Source organism: Pedobacter sp. ISL-64 (assembly GCF_018613605.1).
Classification (GTDB): domain Bacteria; phylum Bacteroidota; class Bacteroidia; order Sphingobacteriales; family Sphingobacteriaceae; genus Pedobacter.
This window is the reverse complement of record NZ_JAGGPU010000001.1, coordinates 145052-164123: the sequence shown is the minus strand read 5'-3', so window position 1 is coordinate 164123 and position 19072 is coordinate 145052. Positions and strand designations below refer to the sequence as shown.

The window sequence follows — 19072 nt, the reverse complement described above, 5'->3', positions numbered from 1 at the left end:
AAAAAGCGTCCCGATTTGAAATCGGGACGCTTTTAAAAACTATTTTTATCAGATTAATTACTGCGCTGGGAAGCTATAATTATAAGAACCTTGCTCGCCAACACCAGAAATACTTACCATGTTGTTTCTACCCAAAGGCAATGCTTTTTGAACATCGGCTACAGAATTTACAGGTTGCCCATTCACTTTAGTAATGATTAAACCCTTTTCTACACCAATATTATCAAATGCTTTTCCTGTGGTTACAGACGTTACTACAACACCACTATTTATGCCATATTTCGATTTCTGTGCTTGAGTAGCAGGAGCAAAAGTTGCACCTAGTTTCGAAACCTCAGCGCCTTTGCTTGTTGCATTTTTGGCTGTAAGGCCTACGCTGGCTTCTCCTTTTAAAGTTACGGTGTAATCTTTAAGCGCACCATCTCTCAACACTGTTAGCTTAACCTTATCGCCTGGATTTAAACGACCAACTCTTTCCTGAAGATCAGGAGAATCGTTGATCACTACGCCATCAACTTTTTTAATGACGTCTCCTGATTTAATGCCTGCTGCTGCAGCACCACCACCGGCAACTACATCATTCACATATAAACCGCTTATTTCGTTGGTTTTAATGCCTTCAGGTTTATCTTCTCCGCTTAATGGCACAAAGTTAACGCCAATATAACCACGTTTAACCGAGCCATATTTCATAAAATCATCAACAATTTTACGGGCAAGGTTAACTGGAATTGCAAATCCATAACCTTGATTGTATCCGCTCTGCGATGCAATTGCTGAGTTAATACCTACTAATTCGCCATTTGCGTTTACAAGCGCACCACCGCTGTTGCCTGGGTTAATGGCTGCATCGGTTTGGATAAATGATTCGATACTGGTATTTGCCGGACGATCCGGTCTTTTACCCGTACGTTGGTATTCGCGATACTCCTCTTCAGTAATTTCGTTGCCTTGTTGCTCGCGACCAATAATACCAATACTACGGTTTTTTGCACTCACAATACCAGCTGTTACCGTAGTATTTAAATCTAATGGGAAACCAACGGCTAAAACCCATTCTCCAACCTGTACATTATCTGAGTTACCCATTTTTACAACAGGCAAACCCGTTGCATTTACTTTAATTAAAGCCAAATCGGTATTCGGATCGCGGCCAATTACTTTTGCCTCAACTTTACGTCTGTCTGTTAAAACCACCTCTACCTTCTCTGCATTTTCTACCACGTGGTTATTGGTTACGATATAACCATCCTGACTGATAATTACACCAGAACCCGATGCTGCTCTAGGCTGACGTTGCATCTGGCGGCCACCGCCACCAAAGAAATCTTCCATCATATCAAATGGAGAAGAACTTCTACCACCGCCGCTTTGTGCCGCATATGTAGTTTTAATGTGAACTACACCAGGTGCAACTACTGCTGCCGCCTGCGTAAAATCTGTTGTTCCCGCTGATGATACTTTAAGCGGATTATTTGCGAAGTATAAGTTCTGTTTTTCAGTAATGGTACTGCCAGTTTGGTTACGCTCAAATAGTTTGTAACCTCCAATTGCTGCTGCCCCACCTATAAAAGCAGCCAACACGGTAATTCCTAATATTTTTTTCATGTGTTTGTATATTGTTTTTTAATGGTCATGAAGCTATTAAAAGGTTAGCATTGCTTTAAAAACCGCTAGCTTTTAATGGTTTCATGTGTTTGTATATTGTGTTTTTTAAAGCCATGATTTATTATAAGCTGATTTGCTAGCTAATTGTTTGGTTAGCTTATAATATTCATTTGTTAAATGTTATTATTTGCGAGAGCATTTTCACTTTGATTTAAGCAGAATGCTCCAGCAGTTTTTATCTGCTCAAATTTTCTTTCGTAAGTTTATTCAAATTTAATACCATATAAACGATATTTGTATCCTCAAAGCACTTAGTTTTGTGTTAAAAAATGTTAAATTAAAAAGCACAAACCACTAATTACCTTTTGCAACTCAAATATTGCATTAAAAAATGAAGCTTTCATGAAAATTAATTTCTTTAAATACCAAGGCGCAGGCAACGATTTTATTTTAATAGATCACACGATGAGTCCGTTAAAAAATATTGATAATCAATTAGTTGAACAACTATGTCATAGAAGATTTGGCGTTGGCGCCGATGGATTAATGTTTATTACCAAACATGAGGATTATGATTTTGAGATGCATTATTTTAATGCTGATGGTAAGCTGGGCAGCATGTGCGGAAATGGTGGCAGATGTATTGTTGCCTTCGCCAAACAACTCGGAATCATCGATCGCGAAACAAACTTTTTGGCAGTAGACGGCCCGCATTATGCCAGAATTTCAGAAAATGGCGAATGGGTTGATTTACAAATGATTGATGTAGATACCATTACCAAAGATGGTGAGGCTTATGTACTGAACACTGGCTCGCCTCATTATGTTGCTTTACAAAGCGGTTTAAAAGACTTTGATGTTTTTACTGAAGGGAAAAACATCCGCTACAATGGAACCTATGTAGAAAAGGGCATAAATGTAAACTTTGTAGAAGATAAAGGCGATCATTTATTTGTGCGTACCTACGAGCGCGGTGTTGAAGATGAAACTTATGCCTGTGGTACTGGGGTAACAGCTGTTGCCATGGCCATGGCGAAACACAAAGACCAAACCGGTCATATTAAAACGGCCATTAAAGTTTTGGGTGGCGATATTAAAATAGAATTCGATTACGATGGTAAGAAATTTACCAATGTATTTTTATGTGGCCCGGCTAAACTGGTTTTTGAGGGAGAAGTGGAGTAATCTTCTTTTTTAAGCTCGTAGGTTTTAAAAACCTGCGAGGTTTGAATCCTATCTGAACATCTCGTGTAAACAGACACCATCCGTGTATTTTGTTGCCTCAATACGCAACATTTATTCTAAAAAATCGTATATTTCCTTTGGATTTAACAGCTTTTAACATCTGTCGCAAGATATTTACACACTGTTTTTTATGCCAAAAAATACGACAACACAATCTTTAACAGCACTTTAAAGGAAATCCGACAGGTTTTCAATCGAAAAATAAATCAATCGATTGATTAAATGACAGAATTCGGACAGATATATTTTTTTTTAGGCTCTATTTTTGGGCATTTATTGGCGAAAATCGAAGTCCTATATTTTTTGACAACGCCCTTAATTCCGGAAATTTAAATTTAAACACACAGAAATACCCATGAGAAAAGTAACAACTCTCTTTTTTAGCGTGAGCATTGGTATGCTTCTAGCGTCCTGCGGAAATAACGATGCAGCTAAAAAAGCTGCCGCTGCAGCCGCAGCTGGTCCACAAGCTTACCCTGTTTTTACAGTAACCACACAAAATACAACATTAGATTCTGATTATCCAGCAACAATTGAAGGTATTCAAAACATCGATATCCGTCCGAAAGTTGATGGTTTCATTGAAAAAATATTGGTTGATGAGGGTGCTGTAGTTAAGAAAGGTCAATTGCTTTTCACCATTAATGCACCACAGTACGAGCAACAGGTTAGGACAGCACGAGCAGCAATTAGCAGCGCCGAAGCTGATGTAAATGCTGCCCAGCTAACAGTAAATAAAACCAAACCCCTGGTAGAAAAAGATATTATTAGCAAATACGATCTGGATGCAGCGCAGCTAACGCTTCAAAGCAGGAAAGCTGCACTGGCACAAGCGAAAGCAGAATTGGTAAATGCACAGGTTAATTTAGGTTATACTTCGATTACCAGCCCTGTTGATGGCGTAGTTGGTAGTATCCCTTTCAGAAATGGAAGTTTAGTGAGCAGCAGCAGTACGCAGCCGTTAACTACTGTTTCTAATACTTCTAAGGTTTACGCCTATTTCTCATTAAACGAGAAACAGCTTTTAGATTTTTCCAATACCTATAAAGGCAACACACTTGCACAGCAAATGAAAAATATTCCGGCGGTGAGTTTGGTCCTTGCCGATGGAACAATCTATGCGCAGAACGGCAAGATTGAATCCATCAACGGGCAGATTAACACCAGCACTGGTTCGGCAAGTTTAAGGGCAACCTTCCCTAATCCGGTTTTCTTATTAAAAAATGGCGCAAGTGCATCGGTTAGAATTCCTCAGCATGTTGAAAATGCAATTCTAGTTCCTCAAAAATCAACTATCGATTTACAGGGCAAAAAGTTCGTCTACATTTTAGGCGATTCGGCTAAGGTGGTCAACACTCAAATTGAAGTGATGGAATTAGCCAAGGGTAATTTCTACGTGGTTACCAAAGGACTTAAAGCTGGAGATAAAGTTATTTTAGAAGGCTTTCAATCGTTAAAAGACGGGATTAAAATTAAACCTGAGGTAAAAAACACCGATTCAGTTTATGCTGAAATAAAAAAATAACAATATAGTCAGTGCAATCACACTACATCAGTGTAATCCATATTAATTATGTTTAAGAAATTTATAGATAGGCCCGTTTTATCAACAGTTATATCCATTATAATTGTAATATTAGGTGTATTAGGCCTTGTAACTTTACCCATCTCTCAATACCCCGAAATTGCACCGCCAACCGTTCAGGTATCGGCTTCGTACCAGGGGGCAAATGCCGATGTGGTTATGAGTAGTGTTGTTGTTCCGCTGGAAGAGCAGATAAATGGTGTGGAAGACATGACCTACATGACTTCCAGTGCCAGTAATGATGGTACCGCAACCATTACCGTTAACTTTAAATTGGGCACAAATGCCGATTTAGCAGCGGTTAACGTACAGAATCGTGTAGCCAGGGCAACCAGTTTATTACCTGCAGAGGTAACCAGATCGGGTGTAATTACAGCAAAAAGACAGGCGAGTAACTTGCTTATTTTTGCCATTTACAGTGATGATCCATCATACGATCAGAAGTTTTTACAGAATTATGCCAACATTAACATCATCCCTGAAATTAAAAGGATTAGCGGTGTGGGTGATGCAAGTGCATTTGGTACTTTAGATTATACCATGCGTATCTGGCTTAAGCCAGAAGTAATGGCTGTTTATGGTCTGGTACCGAATGATGTAAGTGTAGCCTTGGCAGAGCAAAACATCGAAGCTGCACCAGGTCAGTTTGGGGAGCAGGGAAATCAGGCTTTTCAATACACATTAAAATATAGTGGCCGTTTAAAAACGGAAACTGAGTTTAGCAACATCATTATTAAGGCGGATGCAAACGGACAGATTCTTCGTCTAAAAGATGTGGCCAGGATAGAACTTGGTGCACAAAGTTATGCCAGTTATGTAAAGTTTAACGGCAAACCTGCTTTAGGTATTGCAATTAGTCAAACAGCGGGCTCGAATGCGAAAGAAGTAATCGAAAACTCGATCAAAACTTTAGATAAAGCAGCAACTTCTTTCCCTAAAGGTGTTCATTATGAAACCGTAGTTAACGTAAATAACTTCCTGGATGCCTCAATCGAAAAGGTAATCCATACCTTGATCGAAGCATTTATTTTGGTATTCTTAGTGGTATTTATTTTCCTACAGGATTTCCGTTCAACTTTGATTCCGGCAATCAGTGTTCCGGTGGCTATTATTGGTACCTTCTTCTTCCTGAGTCTGTTCGGTTTTACCATCAACCTGTTAACCTTATTTGCATTGGTACTGGCCATCGGTATTGTGGTGGATGATGCCATTGTGGTGGTTGAGGCCGTGCATGCCAAGCTCGATGCTGGTTACAAAGACCCTAAAAAGGCAACGAAAGATGCGATGGATGACATTAGTGGTGCGATTATTTCGATTACACTGGTAATGGCGGCAGTATTTATTCCGGTAAGTTTTATCCAGGGTTCGTCGGGTGTATTTTATAAACAATTCGGTTTAACACTGGCTATCGCGATTATTTTATCAGCGATCAACGCCTTAACATTAAGTCCGGCACTATGTGCGATGTTCTTAAAACCGCACGCAGAAGATCACGAAAAAAGTAAAAATTTCTTACAACGTTTTTATACTGCTTTCAATACTTCATTTGATGCCGTAACGCAAAAGTATAAACGCTCTGTTGGCTTCTTAGGCAAAAAAAGATGGCTTGCAGGTTTAGGAATTGCTGTTTTCGCAGTGGTGTTAGTGTGGATTATGAATACAACGCCTAAAGGTTTCGTGCCAAACGAAGATTTAGGAACGGTTTTCTCTGATATTTCATTACCACCTTCTACGTCACAGGAAGAAACCGATAAAATTATTGTAAAAATCAATGATATTGTAAGTAAGGTGCCAGAAGTAGAGGCTACATTTAGGGTTGTTGGCCGAAGTTTGATCAGCGGCTCGGGTAGTTCTTATGGTATGGTTATCGCAAGGCTTAAACCATGGGATAAACGTAAGCGTGATGTTAAAGCCATTATTGGTGAATTATTTGCAAAAGCATCCAGCATTAAAGGTGCGAAGGTAATTTTCTTTGCTCCGCCAACCATTCAGGGTTTTGGTACCGGTGGTGGTTTCGAGTTCCAGTTACAGGATAAAACCGGTGGCGATATCAAAAAATTCAACGAAGTGGGTAATGCATTTTTAGCCGCGTTGAGTAAACGTCCTGAAATTCAATATGCATCAACCTCGTTCAACCCGAATTTCCCACAATATCAGATCGATGTAAATGTGGCAAAAGTGAAACAAGCTGGCTTAACGGTTAGCGATGTGTTGGGTGTTTTGCAGGGTTATTATGGTGGTGTTTATGCCTCAAACTTTAATAAATTTGGGAAACAGTACAGGGTAATGTACCAGGCAGATGCTAAATACCGTGCTAATCAGCAAAGTTTAACCAGTATTTATGTGCGTAATTCGAGCGGTACAATGGCTCCTATTTCTGAGTTTATCACTTTAGAAAAAGTTTACGGGCCACAGGCTATTTCACGTTTCAATTTGTATACCTCAATTGCAGTTACGGGTAACCCGAATGCAGGATTTAGTTCTGGTGATGCCATTAAAGCGATTCAGGAAGAAGCCGCGATTCATCTTCCAGCAGGTTATGGATATGAGTTCTCCGGTTTATCGCGTGAAGAGGTAAGCAGTGGAAGTCAGACGATTTTTATCTTTCTACTTTGCGTAGTCTTCGTTTATTTCCTGCTTTCGGCACAGTACGAAAGTTATATCTTACCATTAGCGGTATTGTTTTCGCTGCCAATTGGTTTAGCCGGAGTATTCATCTTTGATAAGATATTTGGTGTAGATAATAACATCTATACGCAGATTACCTTGATCATGCTTGTGGGGCTACTGGCAAAGAATGCCATTTTAATTGTAGAGTACGCGGTAGACAGGCGACGAAAGGGAATGAGTATTATTAACTCGGCTATTGATGGTGCAACTGCCCGTTTACGTCCGATCTTGATGACCTCTTTTGCCTTTATCCTGGGCTTATTGCCTTTAATGTTATCATCAGGTGTTGGTGCAGCAGGTAATACGTCAATTGGTACCGGAGCTGTAGGCGGTATGTTAATCGGTACTATATTCGGCGTGTTTGTAATCCCAGCCTTGTTCATTGTTTTCCAAACCTTACAGGAAAAAATCAGTAGCAATTCTCCTTTTGAGGAAGGCATTGATCGCGAACAAACAGAAGAAGAGTACGAGTTAGCGGTTAACCGTCCACATTAATTTTAAAACCATGAAATTTAGATATAAGCATTCCATTTTAATCGGTGTAGCCATCCTCAGCCTAAGCGCTTGTGTAACTAAAAAATACGAGCGCCCACAACTTAAGAGCGAAGGTTTATACCGTGATAACAATAATACCGATACAACAACCATTGCCGATGTGCAATGGAAAACGTTGTTTTCAGACACCACTTTACAATCACTGATCCAACAGGGGATAAATGAAAATTTAGACCTGAAACAGGCCATCGAGCGCATTAAAATTGCAGAAGCAACACTAATACAAAGTCGTGGAGCATTATTGCCAAGCTTACAGGCTGATGTAAATGTAACCGACAATAAAGCTTCGGCAGCAGCGCAGAATTTTCCGGCAGGGATTAACATTAACCTGGAAACCCAAACCTATAAAGCACAGTTGAGTACCAGCTGGGAAGCTGATATTTGGGGGAAATTAAGTAGTGCAAAGCGTGGTGCTTACGCTACTTTATTACAAAGTGATGCAGCAAAACGCGCTGTCCAAACACAGTTAATTGCTACCATCGCTAATAATTATTATGCTTTATTGGCCCTTGACAAACAATTGGCCATTACCGAGCAGACCATTAAGGTTAGAACACAGGATGTTGAAACCATGAAAGCGTTAAAACAAGGCGCCGTAGTTAATGGCGCGGCTGTTGTACAGAGTGAAGCCAATTTATACGCCGCTCAGGTAACCTTGCCCGATTTGAAAAGAAGCATTAAAGAAGCTGAAAATGCATTAAGTGTTTTAGTGGCTAAAGCGCCGAATGCGATTAACCGCACAACTTTGGATCAACAGACCCCTTATGCTAATTTACAAACCGGCGTTTCTGCACAATTGTTAAAAAACCGTCCGGATGTGATAGCTGCTGAATTTGGTTTCAGATCGGCTTTCGAAAACACAAACGTAGCTAAAGCTTATTTTTATCCTGCTTTAACCATTACAGCAACAGGCGGCTTATCAAGCTTACAATTACAGGATTTCTTCAGCAAATCTATTTTCTATAATTTGGTAGGGGGTTTAACGCAGCCAATTTTTGCTAAAGGCGCAAACAAAGCACGTTTAAAAACAGCTGAGGCTAATCAACAGATTGCTTTTTACAACTTTCAACAAACACTGTTAACCGGTGGACAGGAAGTATCGAATGCTTTGTACGCCTATCAAACAGCTTCAGAAAAAGAAGAAACAAGGGCAAAACAAATTGCCTCGTTAACCAAAGCAGTGGATTTTACCAAAGAATTGTTACGTTATAGTTCGGCAACAAACTATACTGACGTTTTAACTTCAGAACAAAGTTTGTTAGCAGCCCAATTAAGTGGCATTAACGATCGATTACAAAAACTACAATCGGTGGTAAACCTATACCGCGCATTAGGCGGTGGCTGGAAATAAACAATAATTAACAAATTTTAAGGCATTCTGATTTTCAGGATGCCTTTTTTATTTAGGCCAATCCACAAATAGCATTACAATTTGATCAATCGCGATAATAAAAACGAGCGTATGCTTAGTCAAGCGCTCAATTATTTTTCAGAAAAATAATGTACGTTTGTTTCACTAAAACGCTAGCCACTAAATAGTTTATTTGTATTTTGGCTGCACCAAACAATTTTATGCGCTTCTCAAAACTGCTAGCCCTATTTGTCGGCTTATTTTTCTGCAATAATATATATGCTCAAACTTATGTAGTAATCAGTAATGCCGATAGCGGCCCTGGAACACTAAGAGAGGGGTTAACACAAGCGGCTATAGCCAATAGGATAACTACTTTTACCATTAACTTCAATTTGCCAGGCACGCCTAGCGACAATGCCAACCGTACCATTAGGTTACGTTCGGCATTACCTGTGGTTTCTTCAAATGTAGTAATCGATGGCACCTCGCAGGTTGCGTGGCCAGCACTTGGTGTTTCTGGCGCGAAAGTAATTTTGGAGCCTGAGTATCCAAACACTACGTTTTCGGGATTGGTAATCGGCCAGTCATCAACCACGCAGATCCAAACTACTGGCGTTGAGGTTTATGGTTTATACATCCGGAATTTTGCTACGATCAATAACTTACAAAATGTAAATATGGCTCAAGGCTCGGGAATTGTAATCGATTATCGTGCAAATAATATTACCATCGGTGCTCCAAATAAAGGAAATGTTATTGGAGGGAACATTAACGGTATTATTGTGCAGAACAGCTATTATTTTAACACCATCACCGCTACTAAAATCAAGATCCAATCGAACTTAATCGGGGTAATATATGATGGAATAACACCAAACACCAATGTTTTTGGTATTTCGGCCAATTTATACGATAGTGCACTAGATGTTGGTGGTGATAATCCTGGTGAAGGAAACGTAATTGCCGCAAACCGGATTAATGTAGATATCACCCGGTCATCGTACTCCACCAATGCAAGGTTTGATGTCAACGTGATCAATAATAAAATCGGCGTCGATTATACCGGCAAAAAAGATTTCCATGAATTACCGATATTTCTTTCTTCCTCCGCTTTAGAAATTGCAGGTTTAAAGGTCAATGCGGTAAATACGGCACTTTATGTGCGCAATAATATTATCGGTGGAAACAGAACTACAGGGGTTTCGATCACCAATTCAGATTTTATTTTAACCGGTAATGCCATTGGTACCGATGCTGCCGGAGCAGTAGTGATGAGTAACGGAATTGGCGTAAAAATAGAGTTGGGTGCAGGAGGAACCATCGGCGGCGCAACACCTGCCGAAGCAAACTTAATTGCCAACAACAATTTCGGTGTCGAAACGGTATCTTCAAAACCCGTAAAAATCACCAGGAACAGTTTCTTTTGCAACAAAACATTTGGCATCGGAAAAACGCTATCTATCCTTCAACCCTACATTCAGATACTGAAAAAAAGAAATGATTATGTTTCGGGCAGGGCTACACCCAATTCAGAAGTAGAACTATTTTATACTATAAATTGCCAAGGTATCTGCGAGGGCAAAACCTATATCGCAACTGTACAGGCTGGTAGCGATGGTCGTTGGGAATACAACGGAACCCTAAGCGGAATGGTTACTGCAACAGCCAGCTTATTAAATGCAACCACCTCTCCTTTCTCTACTGCTGAATTATTACCAAATGAGGCGATAGTAGAGCCTGTAACCTGTAATGCCAATGGATCAATCACCATCTCAGAACCCCGCGAAGGTTTTACTTTTAGCTGGGTAAAAATAGAAACAGACGGTAGCCGAGTACCTAAAGGAAATACACAAAGTATCTCCAATTTAGATGTAGGCACTTACGAGGTAACCGTTGATGATGGCTGCAAAGCATTCCCATCGGTGTTTATCATCAAAGATCAGAAGTTAACTAAACCTACTATCCAACCCATTTCTCCCATCTGTGGACAAACCACTTTTACATTTACCGCCGAGGTTTTAAGAGGAAAAGGTGTATTAAAATACGAGTGGATAAATACCGCAACAAATGCAGTAGTAAGCAGAGGAAACCCGACAAATTTACCAGAAGGTACTTACTTCGTAAAAGTATCGGATGAGGCAAACTGTTCGTTAGATTCTGATCCGATTACAGTTAAGAGGAAACCTCAACCTAAAATTGGGAATCCAACTAAAACCACCTCTGCAGCATGTGGTAAAGAAAACGGATCTATTGTAGGCATTACCATTACAGATGCAACGGGTACCTTAAACTACAAATGGTTTAAACGTGATCCGATCACAGGAATTTTAGGTACAGATGTGGTGTCAACTACATTGGATCTGGAAAATGTTGGAGGTGGTAACTATACCTTATCTGTTTCTGATGAAGGGCAATGTTCGCCAGTTTCCTCATCTTTCTTTATCGGCACTTATAGCGATGTTGCCATTAACGGAGGAACAGTTACCCCAGCCAGATGTGGAGTTAACAATGGTGTTATTGATGGTGTATCGATTACCAATGCCGATACCTACGAGTGGTTAGGTCCAACCGGGCAAAGCATCAAAAAAGGACCGTACTCCCCTGGTATATCAATAAAAATGATTGACCTTGCCCCAGGAACTTACACATTAAGAGCGAGCAATTCACTATATACCTGCACCTTAGACAGAACTTTTAGGATAGATGCATTAACACCAACGGTTTATACCTTTACACCAACCGTTAACAGCACCACCTGCGAGTTGATTAACGGAAGTATCAATCTGAACTTCAGCTCAGTTCTTCCAACATTGTTTAAATGGGTAGATGAATCTGGAGCTACAGTTGCAGGTGCAACCAAAACAGGGAACATTATTGAACTTAAAAATTTGCCAGGAGGCAATTACAGGATGTTTGCCTATGATGTGAACAATTGTGAAACCATTTTAGGGCCATACGCCATCAATATCACGCCAAAACTAAACATCGTATCCAATACTGCAACCGTAATTAAAGATGGCTGTACTTTACAGAGAGGTTCTGTTAAAGGCATACAGGTAATCGGTGGTATTCCGGCTTACGACTTTAAATGGATAAACGAAGCAGGTGAAGCTGTTCAGTACACTCAAGATCTAATTAATGTTGGCGCAGGCACCTATCGTTTAGAAGTAAAAGACAAAACATCTTGTGGTTATGCCATCAGCGAGGCTTACATCGTAGTAGATGAGCCTTTTAAAATCATAGCTCCCATCATCAACGATCTACGCGTTTGTTATGTTTCGGATATCGTTTTACCTGTAATTGCACCAGAAGAAGGCACCTACCAGCTCTTTGAAAAAATTGATGATACGAAGCCATTTTTAGAAAACACCAACGGAATATTCAAATTTAGGGTAGCCAAAACGGCCGACTATTTTGTGAGGAGAAAACTGGGGTCTTGTACAAGCGAGTTTACCAAGGTACATGTAGAAGTAACACACGATAACCTGGAGGTTACCAACACCATGACCCCGAATGGGGATGGTATGAACGATGTTTGGCAAGTGAGGGGTTTACCAGATTTTAAGGGCACCAATATTAAAATCTACACCCGTGGCGGTCAGTTGGTTTACGAATCGATCGGCAATTATACCAAACCTTTTGATGGTAGATTTAGGGATAAAGAATTACCAGCAGGGGTTTATTATTATGTGATCGATTTGCGGGCTGAATGTAAACCGCTAGGTGGCAGCATAACACTTTTACGTTAAAATTGCCTACTTGGACAAACTACCTGATAGCGGTTATTCAATAAAATACCCAGTACAATTTCGTGGGTACCATTATTTACCGAACGTAATCCTGAAGTATTTACATCATAGGAATAACTCAGGTTTACCAGCGATGCAATATTAAATCCTGCTAGAAGCGAAAAAGAATCGTTGTTCCTGAAACTGGTTCCAACCCAAAACTTATCCCGATAGGCAAATTTCAAATTGGCATCGAAAGTAGCTGGAGCGTTGGCCCAATAGGAAATCAAACCAGAGGGGATCATTGCAATATCCTCATCCAGAAATATTTTATAACCCGCGGTTCCGTAAAAAGTAGCCGCTTGGTATGGGCTGGTTTTAACTTGATTATTTACAATACTGCTTTTATTTCCAACCAGCTGTTTTGCTGAAACACCAGCAAAAAATCGTGGACTATACAACCAAATACCTGCGCCAATATCGGGTCTAATTTTGTTGTTATAATCGGCAGAGAATAAAGGGTCGCCCGATTCATCGGCTATAATTCCGCGCACATCAACACTGATCGATTTAAATCCGCCTGATAAACCAACTGATAAATTTACTTCGTTTGTAAGGCCCAAATGATATGCATAGGTTAAATTCACATTAGTCTGCCGAACCAAACCGGCTTTATCCGTCATGGCCACCAGGCCAATTCCATGGTGAGGCTCTGCCGCGGTGTAGCTGTTTACAAAACTTCTGCTCATTGGATTGTCCCCATTCCCGGCAAATGAATTTACATTGCTCCGAACAAAATCTTCGCCAATAGCGGTACTTAAAGAAAGGTATTGTGTACTTGGTGCACCTTCTAAACCGCTCCACTGTTTGCGTAAGCCTATTTTTAAATCTGTATAATTATCTATTCCCGATAATGCAGGATTCAACAGGATATTGTTAAAAATATATTGGGTGCTCCGGGGGATTTCTTGCCCATAGCTACAAAAGAATAAGCAGGCAAACAGAGAGAGCGCGTAAAAAAATTTCATTTAAACCTTAATAGTGATGCGTTAATTGATTGATACTAAAAAGCCTATCAATACAAGGGCTAAGATAATAAGTTGTAGTCAATTATAAAGCATTTAATATTTATCTGCCTTTAACTTCAAAATAAGCGCTCCATCCAATAGTAGCAATTAACCATTCTTTTAAATTTCGATAAAAACTGATAATTTTTATCTCAAAAACGGCTACTTCTTTTTGATGTAACCGCAAAATATTGTAAGTTTAAAGTTTTTTAAGCGCTTAGCTTAGAAAAAATTTTAAGCCAATCAATGTTACGTGTCGATAGTTCTAAAGCCTGTAAAGTGGTGTACTCTTTGTGCAAACATGAGTACTTGGGCTATTTAATTGAACCTCACGTTGTTCAGCTCAATCCACAAGGAGATTTTTCGTTTACTTATCAACGGATTTTTACGCATACCGCAGAAGAATTTAATGCCTGTTTAAGTGATATTGATTATAAACTGATCAAAATTTTAGATGACATTGAGCAAGACTCGCTGATTAAAAAATATTATAAAAAACTAATCAGGCCAACTGAGTTTTTCACTAAAATTTTCGACAATAAATTTTATGAAAATGTTCGCCCTAAAATCGAAAAGAAACTTGCCGAAGCTTTAGAGCTTTTAAAGGTAAAAAACGAGCTTTATGTAATGGACAAAGATGGCTGGCCGGTAGAACGCAAAATCGAACTGGCTGATGAGCCTGCATCTATTCTTTTTCATTTCCGAAGGAACGAAACTGAAACACGTTATTTTCCGACCATCAAATATCAGAATCTGCGCATCGAATTTATGTTTAAAGAAGCACAGATTATCAGCAACAAACCTGCATGGTTATTGCTTAACGATGTATTGTACTTTTTTGATCAGGATATTGAAGGAAAAAAACTGCAACCCTTTTTAAATAAACGCTTTATTGCCATACCCAAAACAACCGAAGCCACTTATTTTGAAAAGTTTGTAGCCCCTTTAATAGAAAAGCACCATGTGTATGCCGAAGGTTTCGAAATCAGAACCGAACAATTTGAGGCAACACCGGTAATTAAAGTTTTATATGTTGATGGTGGTCTTTCTCAAATTCAGCTATATTTTAAATATGGCGAATATACTTTCCCGGTAGAGAATGCGCACAAAGTAACTGTACGTTTAGAAAAAACTGCCGATAACTATATTTTCCACCGCATCAAACGTTCGGCAGAATGGGAGAAAAAGCAGTTTAATTTGCTGTTATCCTTAGGACTAAAAAAAACGAGTTCTTTATTCAGCAACCTGGAAGTAGCTTCTGCTGAAGAAAATCCAAGTTACGGGGCTATAAATTGGGTAAACGAGCATATCGAAATTTTACAGGCATCGGGTTTTGAAATTGAACAGGCTACAGGACAGAAAAAATTTGTTTTCGGTGCCAGCAAAATAGATCTTGAAGTTAAAGAAGGAAACGATTGGTTCGATATCCATGCTGTGGTGTGGTTCGGAAAATATCAGATTCCTTTTCTTTCACTAAAGCAACATATTCTACACAAAAAGCGTGAGTTTTTGTTGCCCGATGGTGAAGTAGCCATTATCCCTGATAAATGGTTTACACAATACGGCAGCTTGTTCAGTTTGGCAGAGGCCGGAAAAACGCTAAAATTAAAGAAACACCATATCGGTCTCATCAATGATCTGGCTGAAGATAGCCTGGCTAATGTTACGCTTGAACGCAAGTTACAGCGATTATCAGACTTTGAGGATATTGCCGATACGCAAATGCCTGTTCATTTTAAAGGCAGTTTACGCGATTACCAGAAAGCCGGCTACAACTGGTTCAGTTTTTTACGCGAATACAATTTCGGTGGCTGTTTGGCCGATGATATGGGTTTAGGTAAAACCATCCAGACATTGGCCATGCTGCAAAAGGTGAAGGAAGATGACCAATTGCTCGAAACGCAGACAACCTCGCTCATCATCATGCCTACCTCTTTAATTTACAATTGGTTAACGGAGGCTAAAAAGTTTACACCAAAGCTTAAAATACTGGCACATACCGGTACCAACCGAAATAAAGATGTTGCCAATTTTGCCAATTACGATATTATCATTACCACTTACGGTGTAACCAGGGTAGATGTAGATGAATTGAAAAACTTTTATTTCAACTACATTATTCTCGATGAAAGTCAGAACATTAAAAACCCCGCATCAAAATCGTTTAAAGCCGTTAGAAGCTTAAAATCTAAACATAAACTAATTCTGAGCGGTACACCCGTAGAAAACTCAGTAAGCGATTTATGGTCGCAGCTGACCTTTTTAAACCCTGGTTTATTGGGTACACAGGCATTCTTCTACGAAGAATATGTACAAGCGATAGAAAAGAAAAAGGACGAAGAAAAAGCGCGTAAACTGCAATCGATTATCAAGCCATTCGTGCTCCGTAGAACGAAAGAGCAGGTGGCTGCAGAATTACCACCAAAAACGGAGCAGGTAATTTATTGCGACATGAGCGAAGATCAGGCCGCTTACTACGAAAAAACAAAATCTGCATACCGTAACGATTTATTGCAGAGCATGGACGATGGAACTTTCGCAAAGAAACAGGTACAGCTATTACAAGGGTTAACCGCCCTACGTCAGTTGGCCAACCACCCTGTAATGATTGATGGCACCTATGTTTCAGATTCAGGAAAGTTCGAAAATGTGATCCACACACTGGATAACGTACTTAAAGGCGGACATAAGGTTTTGGTTTTTTCTCAGTTTGTAAAACATCTTGATATCTTCAAAAAACATTTTGAAGCGGAAAATATTCCATTTGCTTATTTAGATGGTGCAACCCGTAACCGTGGCGAAATTGTTTCCGAATTTCAGCAGAATACTGAGCTGAAAGTCTTCTTAATCTCTATAAAAGCAGGCGGCGTAGGTTTAAACTTAACACAAGCTGATTATGTTTTTATTCTCGATCCATGGTGGAACCCAGCAGTAGAACAACAAGCCATCGACAGAACGCACCGTATTGGTCAGGATAAAAAGGTTTTCATCTATAAATTCATCGCAAAAGATACCGTAGAAGAGAAAATATTGGCTTTGCAGAACCGTAAAAAATCGCTCGCAAACTCTTTAATTACAACCGAAGAAAGTTTCTTTAAATCGCTGAGCAAGGAAGATATACGCGATATATTGAATTAAAGTTGCCACAGGCGATTGGCTCATTAGTCATTAGTTCATTGGTTAGCATAGCCCATATCAGCAAGTTGAATTTTGGAGATAAACGCTTTGCGCGTCATCCTGAACTTGTTTCAGGATCTTAATAACCAATAAGATGCTGAAACGAGTTCATCAGGACGATCCTAAGAGGAGATCCCACAATTAAATTTCTTTTCAAAACTCATTTCCTTCTTACTTGTTATACAGTAGAACATAAATTTAACCATTATGACAAATCAAGATTTTAATACCGCTGTAAACAATGTTAAGGAAGCCTGGAAGTACCCAGAATTGTTCGAAAACGTTTCAAAATCTGAACGTTGGTTATCTGGCGCTGCAGGAACATATCTACTTTTTAAAGGCATCACCAGCATTTTTTCGCATCCTGTAATTGGCCTTACGGGTGCAGCAATTGGTGCAGGATTACTATACCGCGGCATCACGGGTTATTGCCCAATGCGCGATTTGGCAGAACAGCGTAAAGAAGATATTGCCCCTGACGAAGTAATTATAAGCGAAACCTACGTTGTTGACGATTTGGGGTAAAATTTTAAATACGAAATTTCCTTTTCTTAATAAACTGGTTAACTTTAAAAAGTTAAACCACAATCATGAACAAGTACACACTATTATTTATTCCTGCACTTTTTGCAGGGCAAGCTATGGCACAAGATAAAAAACCAGATCCTGCCAAAGACCCAAAAACAACCGAGGTTTGGGAACCCGTTCCTAAAATTGTTACACCGGGCAAATTGCCTCAGGATGCACCATCTGATGCTACCATTCTTTTCAACGGCAGAAATTTAGATGCATGGCATTCTGTTAAAGATCCATCGAAACCAGCTGCCTGGACAATAGACGATGGTTTTTTTACGGTAAAAAAGGGCACTGGAAATATCGAAACCAATAAAAAGTTTACCGATTACCAATTGCACATGGAATGGAAAATTCCTGAAAACATATTTGGCGAAGGTCAGGCACGTGGAAATAGCGGTGTGTTTTTAGCATCAACAGGTGGCGGTGACGACGGTTACGAAATCCAGATTATGGATGCTTATAACAATAAAACCTATGTTAACGGACAAACGGGCAGTGTTTACAAACAAGCTATTCCATTGGCAAATGCCAACAAAAAACCAGGCGAATGGCAATATTATGATATCATTTGGAACGCACCGCGTTTTAATGAAGATGGAACAGTACAAAAACCAGCAAGTGTTACTGTATTTTTAAACGGCGTACTTTTACAGAACGGATTTGTACTAAAAGGGGAAACCAGGTATATCGGTGCACCAGAATACAAAAAACATGGTCCTGCTTCAATCAAATTACAAGATCACGGCGATCCAAGTCCTGCAATCAGTTACAGGAACATCTGGGTAAGAGAATTATAATTTCAACAAAACAACAATAAGAAACCTGCAGATCAAAAGTTTGCGGGTTTTGTTTTATAAGATAATTTCATTGATAATTGTACCAAATTTAGTGTCGATTTTTTTTTATGAACAAAGGCAGATTAGAAGCATTTAGTGATGGAGTAATTGCAATTATCATTACCATTATGGTTTTAGAAATTAAAGTTCCGGAGCATGGCGAAACTTTAGCAAGCTTAAAACCGCTTATTCCAAAATTCATCAGCTATGTTTTAAGTTTTATCTACGTGGGTATTTACTGGAACAATCACCACCATTTACTGCATGCAGTTAAAAAAGTAAACGGATCAATGCTTTGGGCAAATCTTAATTTTTTATTCTGGCTTTCGTTATTCCCAGTAGCAGCCGGATGGATGGGTGAACATCATTTTGCCTTATGGCCGGTTGTGGTTTATGGTGCTGTACTCCTGCTTGCCGCTGTTTCTTACACCCTGTTGGTAATCGTAATCAAAAGAACAGAAGGTCAGCATTCGCTTGTGGTACATGCCATTGGGAATGATGCAAAAGGGAAATTCTCATTACTTTTTTATATCGGGGGCATTGCACTAAGTTTTATAAACCCATGGATTGGCGTTGCACTTTATTTCATTGTAGCCTGCATCTGGTTTATTCCGGATAAACGCATAGAAAATGCAATGCGCGAGCAGGGTTTAATTGATAACGAACACTAG

General features: G+C 39.5%; 11 protein-coding genes. 9 read left to right on the top strand and 2 right to left on the bottom strand.

The window, feature by feature from the left end; all coding sequences use genetic code 11:
* Positions 1-57: 57 nt before the first annotated feature.
* A complete protein-coding gene (locus tag J7E57_RS00710; RefSeq protein ID WP_215129641.1) occupies positions 58-1608 on the bottom strand; it encodes a trypsin-like peptidase domain-containing protein in 1551 nt (516 codons plus the stop codon).
* 402 nt (positions 1609-2010) lie between these two features.
* Between J7E57_RS00710 and dapF the strand changes: the two genes are divergently transcribed.
* The 5 genes from dapF to J7E57_RS00685 all read left to right on the top strand — a co-directional run bounded on the left by dapF (position 2011) and on the right by J7E57_RS00685 (position 12766).
* Positions 2011-2793 (top strand): diaminopimelate epimerase, encoded by a 783-nt coding sequence (gene dapF, locus J7E57_RS00705; protein ID WP_215129639.1) that lies wholly within the window; start codon positions 2011-2013, stop codon positions 2791-2793.
* Positions 2794-3208: 415 nt separating this feature from the next.
* Complete coding sequence (locus tag J7E57_RS00700; protein WP_215129637.1) at positions 3209-4378, top strand: efflux RND transporter periplasmic adaptor subunit; 1170 nt, start codon at positions 3209-3211, stop codon at positions 4376-4378.
* A 48-nt stretch (positions 4379-4426) separates the two neighbouring features.
* Entirely contained in the window at positions 4427-7603 is a 3177-nt protein-coding gene (locus tag J7E57_RS00695; RefSeq protein ID WP_215129635.1) for an efflux RND transporter permease subunit, read from the top strand.
* Between the two features lie 10 nt (positions 7604-7613).
* Positions 7614-9014 carry an efflux transporter outer membrane subunit gene (locus J7E57_RS00690; protein ID WP_215129633.1) on the top strand — a complete coding sequence of 467 codons (1401 nt, stop codon included), beginning with the start codon at positions 7614-7616 and terminating at the stop codon, positions 9012-9014.
* Positions 9015-9235: 221 nt separating this feature from the next.
* A complete protein-coding gene (locus J7E57_RS00685; RefSeq protein ID WP_215129631.1) occupies positions 9236-12766 on the top strand; it encodes a gliding motility-associated C-terminal domain-containing protein in 3531 nt (1176 codons plus the stop codon).
* Here the strand turns inward: J7E57_RS00685 and J7E57_RS00680 are convergent.
* Positions 12763-13773 (bottom strand): type IX secretion system membrane protein PorP/SprF, encoded by a 1011-nt coding sequence (locus J7E57_RS00680; RefSeq protein ID WP_215129628.1) that lies wholly within the window; start codon positions 13771-13773, stop codon positions 12763-12765. The two genes, J7E57_RS00685 and J7E57_RS00680, sit on opposite strands and share 4 nt — an antisense overlap.
* Positions 13774-14058: 285 nt before the next feature.
* On the opposite strand from J7E57_RS00680, the gene J7E57_RS00675 reads away from it, so the two are divergent.
* From J7E57_RS00675 to J7E57_RS00660, 4 genes are all read left to right on the top strand, one after another.
* Positions 14059-16950, top strand: a complete 2892-nt coding sequence (locus J7E57_RS00675) for a DEAD/DEAH box helicase (RefSeq protein ID WP_215129627.1) — start codon at positions 14059-14061, stop codon at positions 16948-16950.
* Positions 16951-17196: 246 nt separating this feature from the next.
* On the top strand, positions 17197-17514 hold the full coding sequence (locus J7E57_RS00670; RefSeq protein ID WP_029278253.1) for a DUF2892 domain-containing protein: 318 nt from the start codon (positions 17197-17199) through the stop codon (positions 17512-17514).
* A 65-nt stretch (positions 17515-17579) separates the two neighbouring features.
* Positions 17580-18362 (top strand): DUF1080 domain-containing protein, encoded by a 783-nt coding sequence (locus J7E57_RS00665; protein WP_215129625.1) that lies wholly within the window; start codon positions 17580-17582, stop codon positions 18360-18362.
* Between the two features lie 107 nt (positions 18363-18469).
* Positions 18470-19072, top strand: a complete 603-nt coding sequence (locus J7E57_RS00660) for a TMEM175 family protein (RefSeq protein WP_215129623.1) — start codon at positions 18470-18472, stop codon at positions 19070-19072.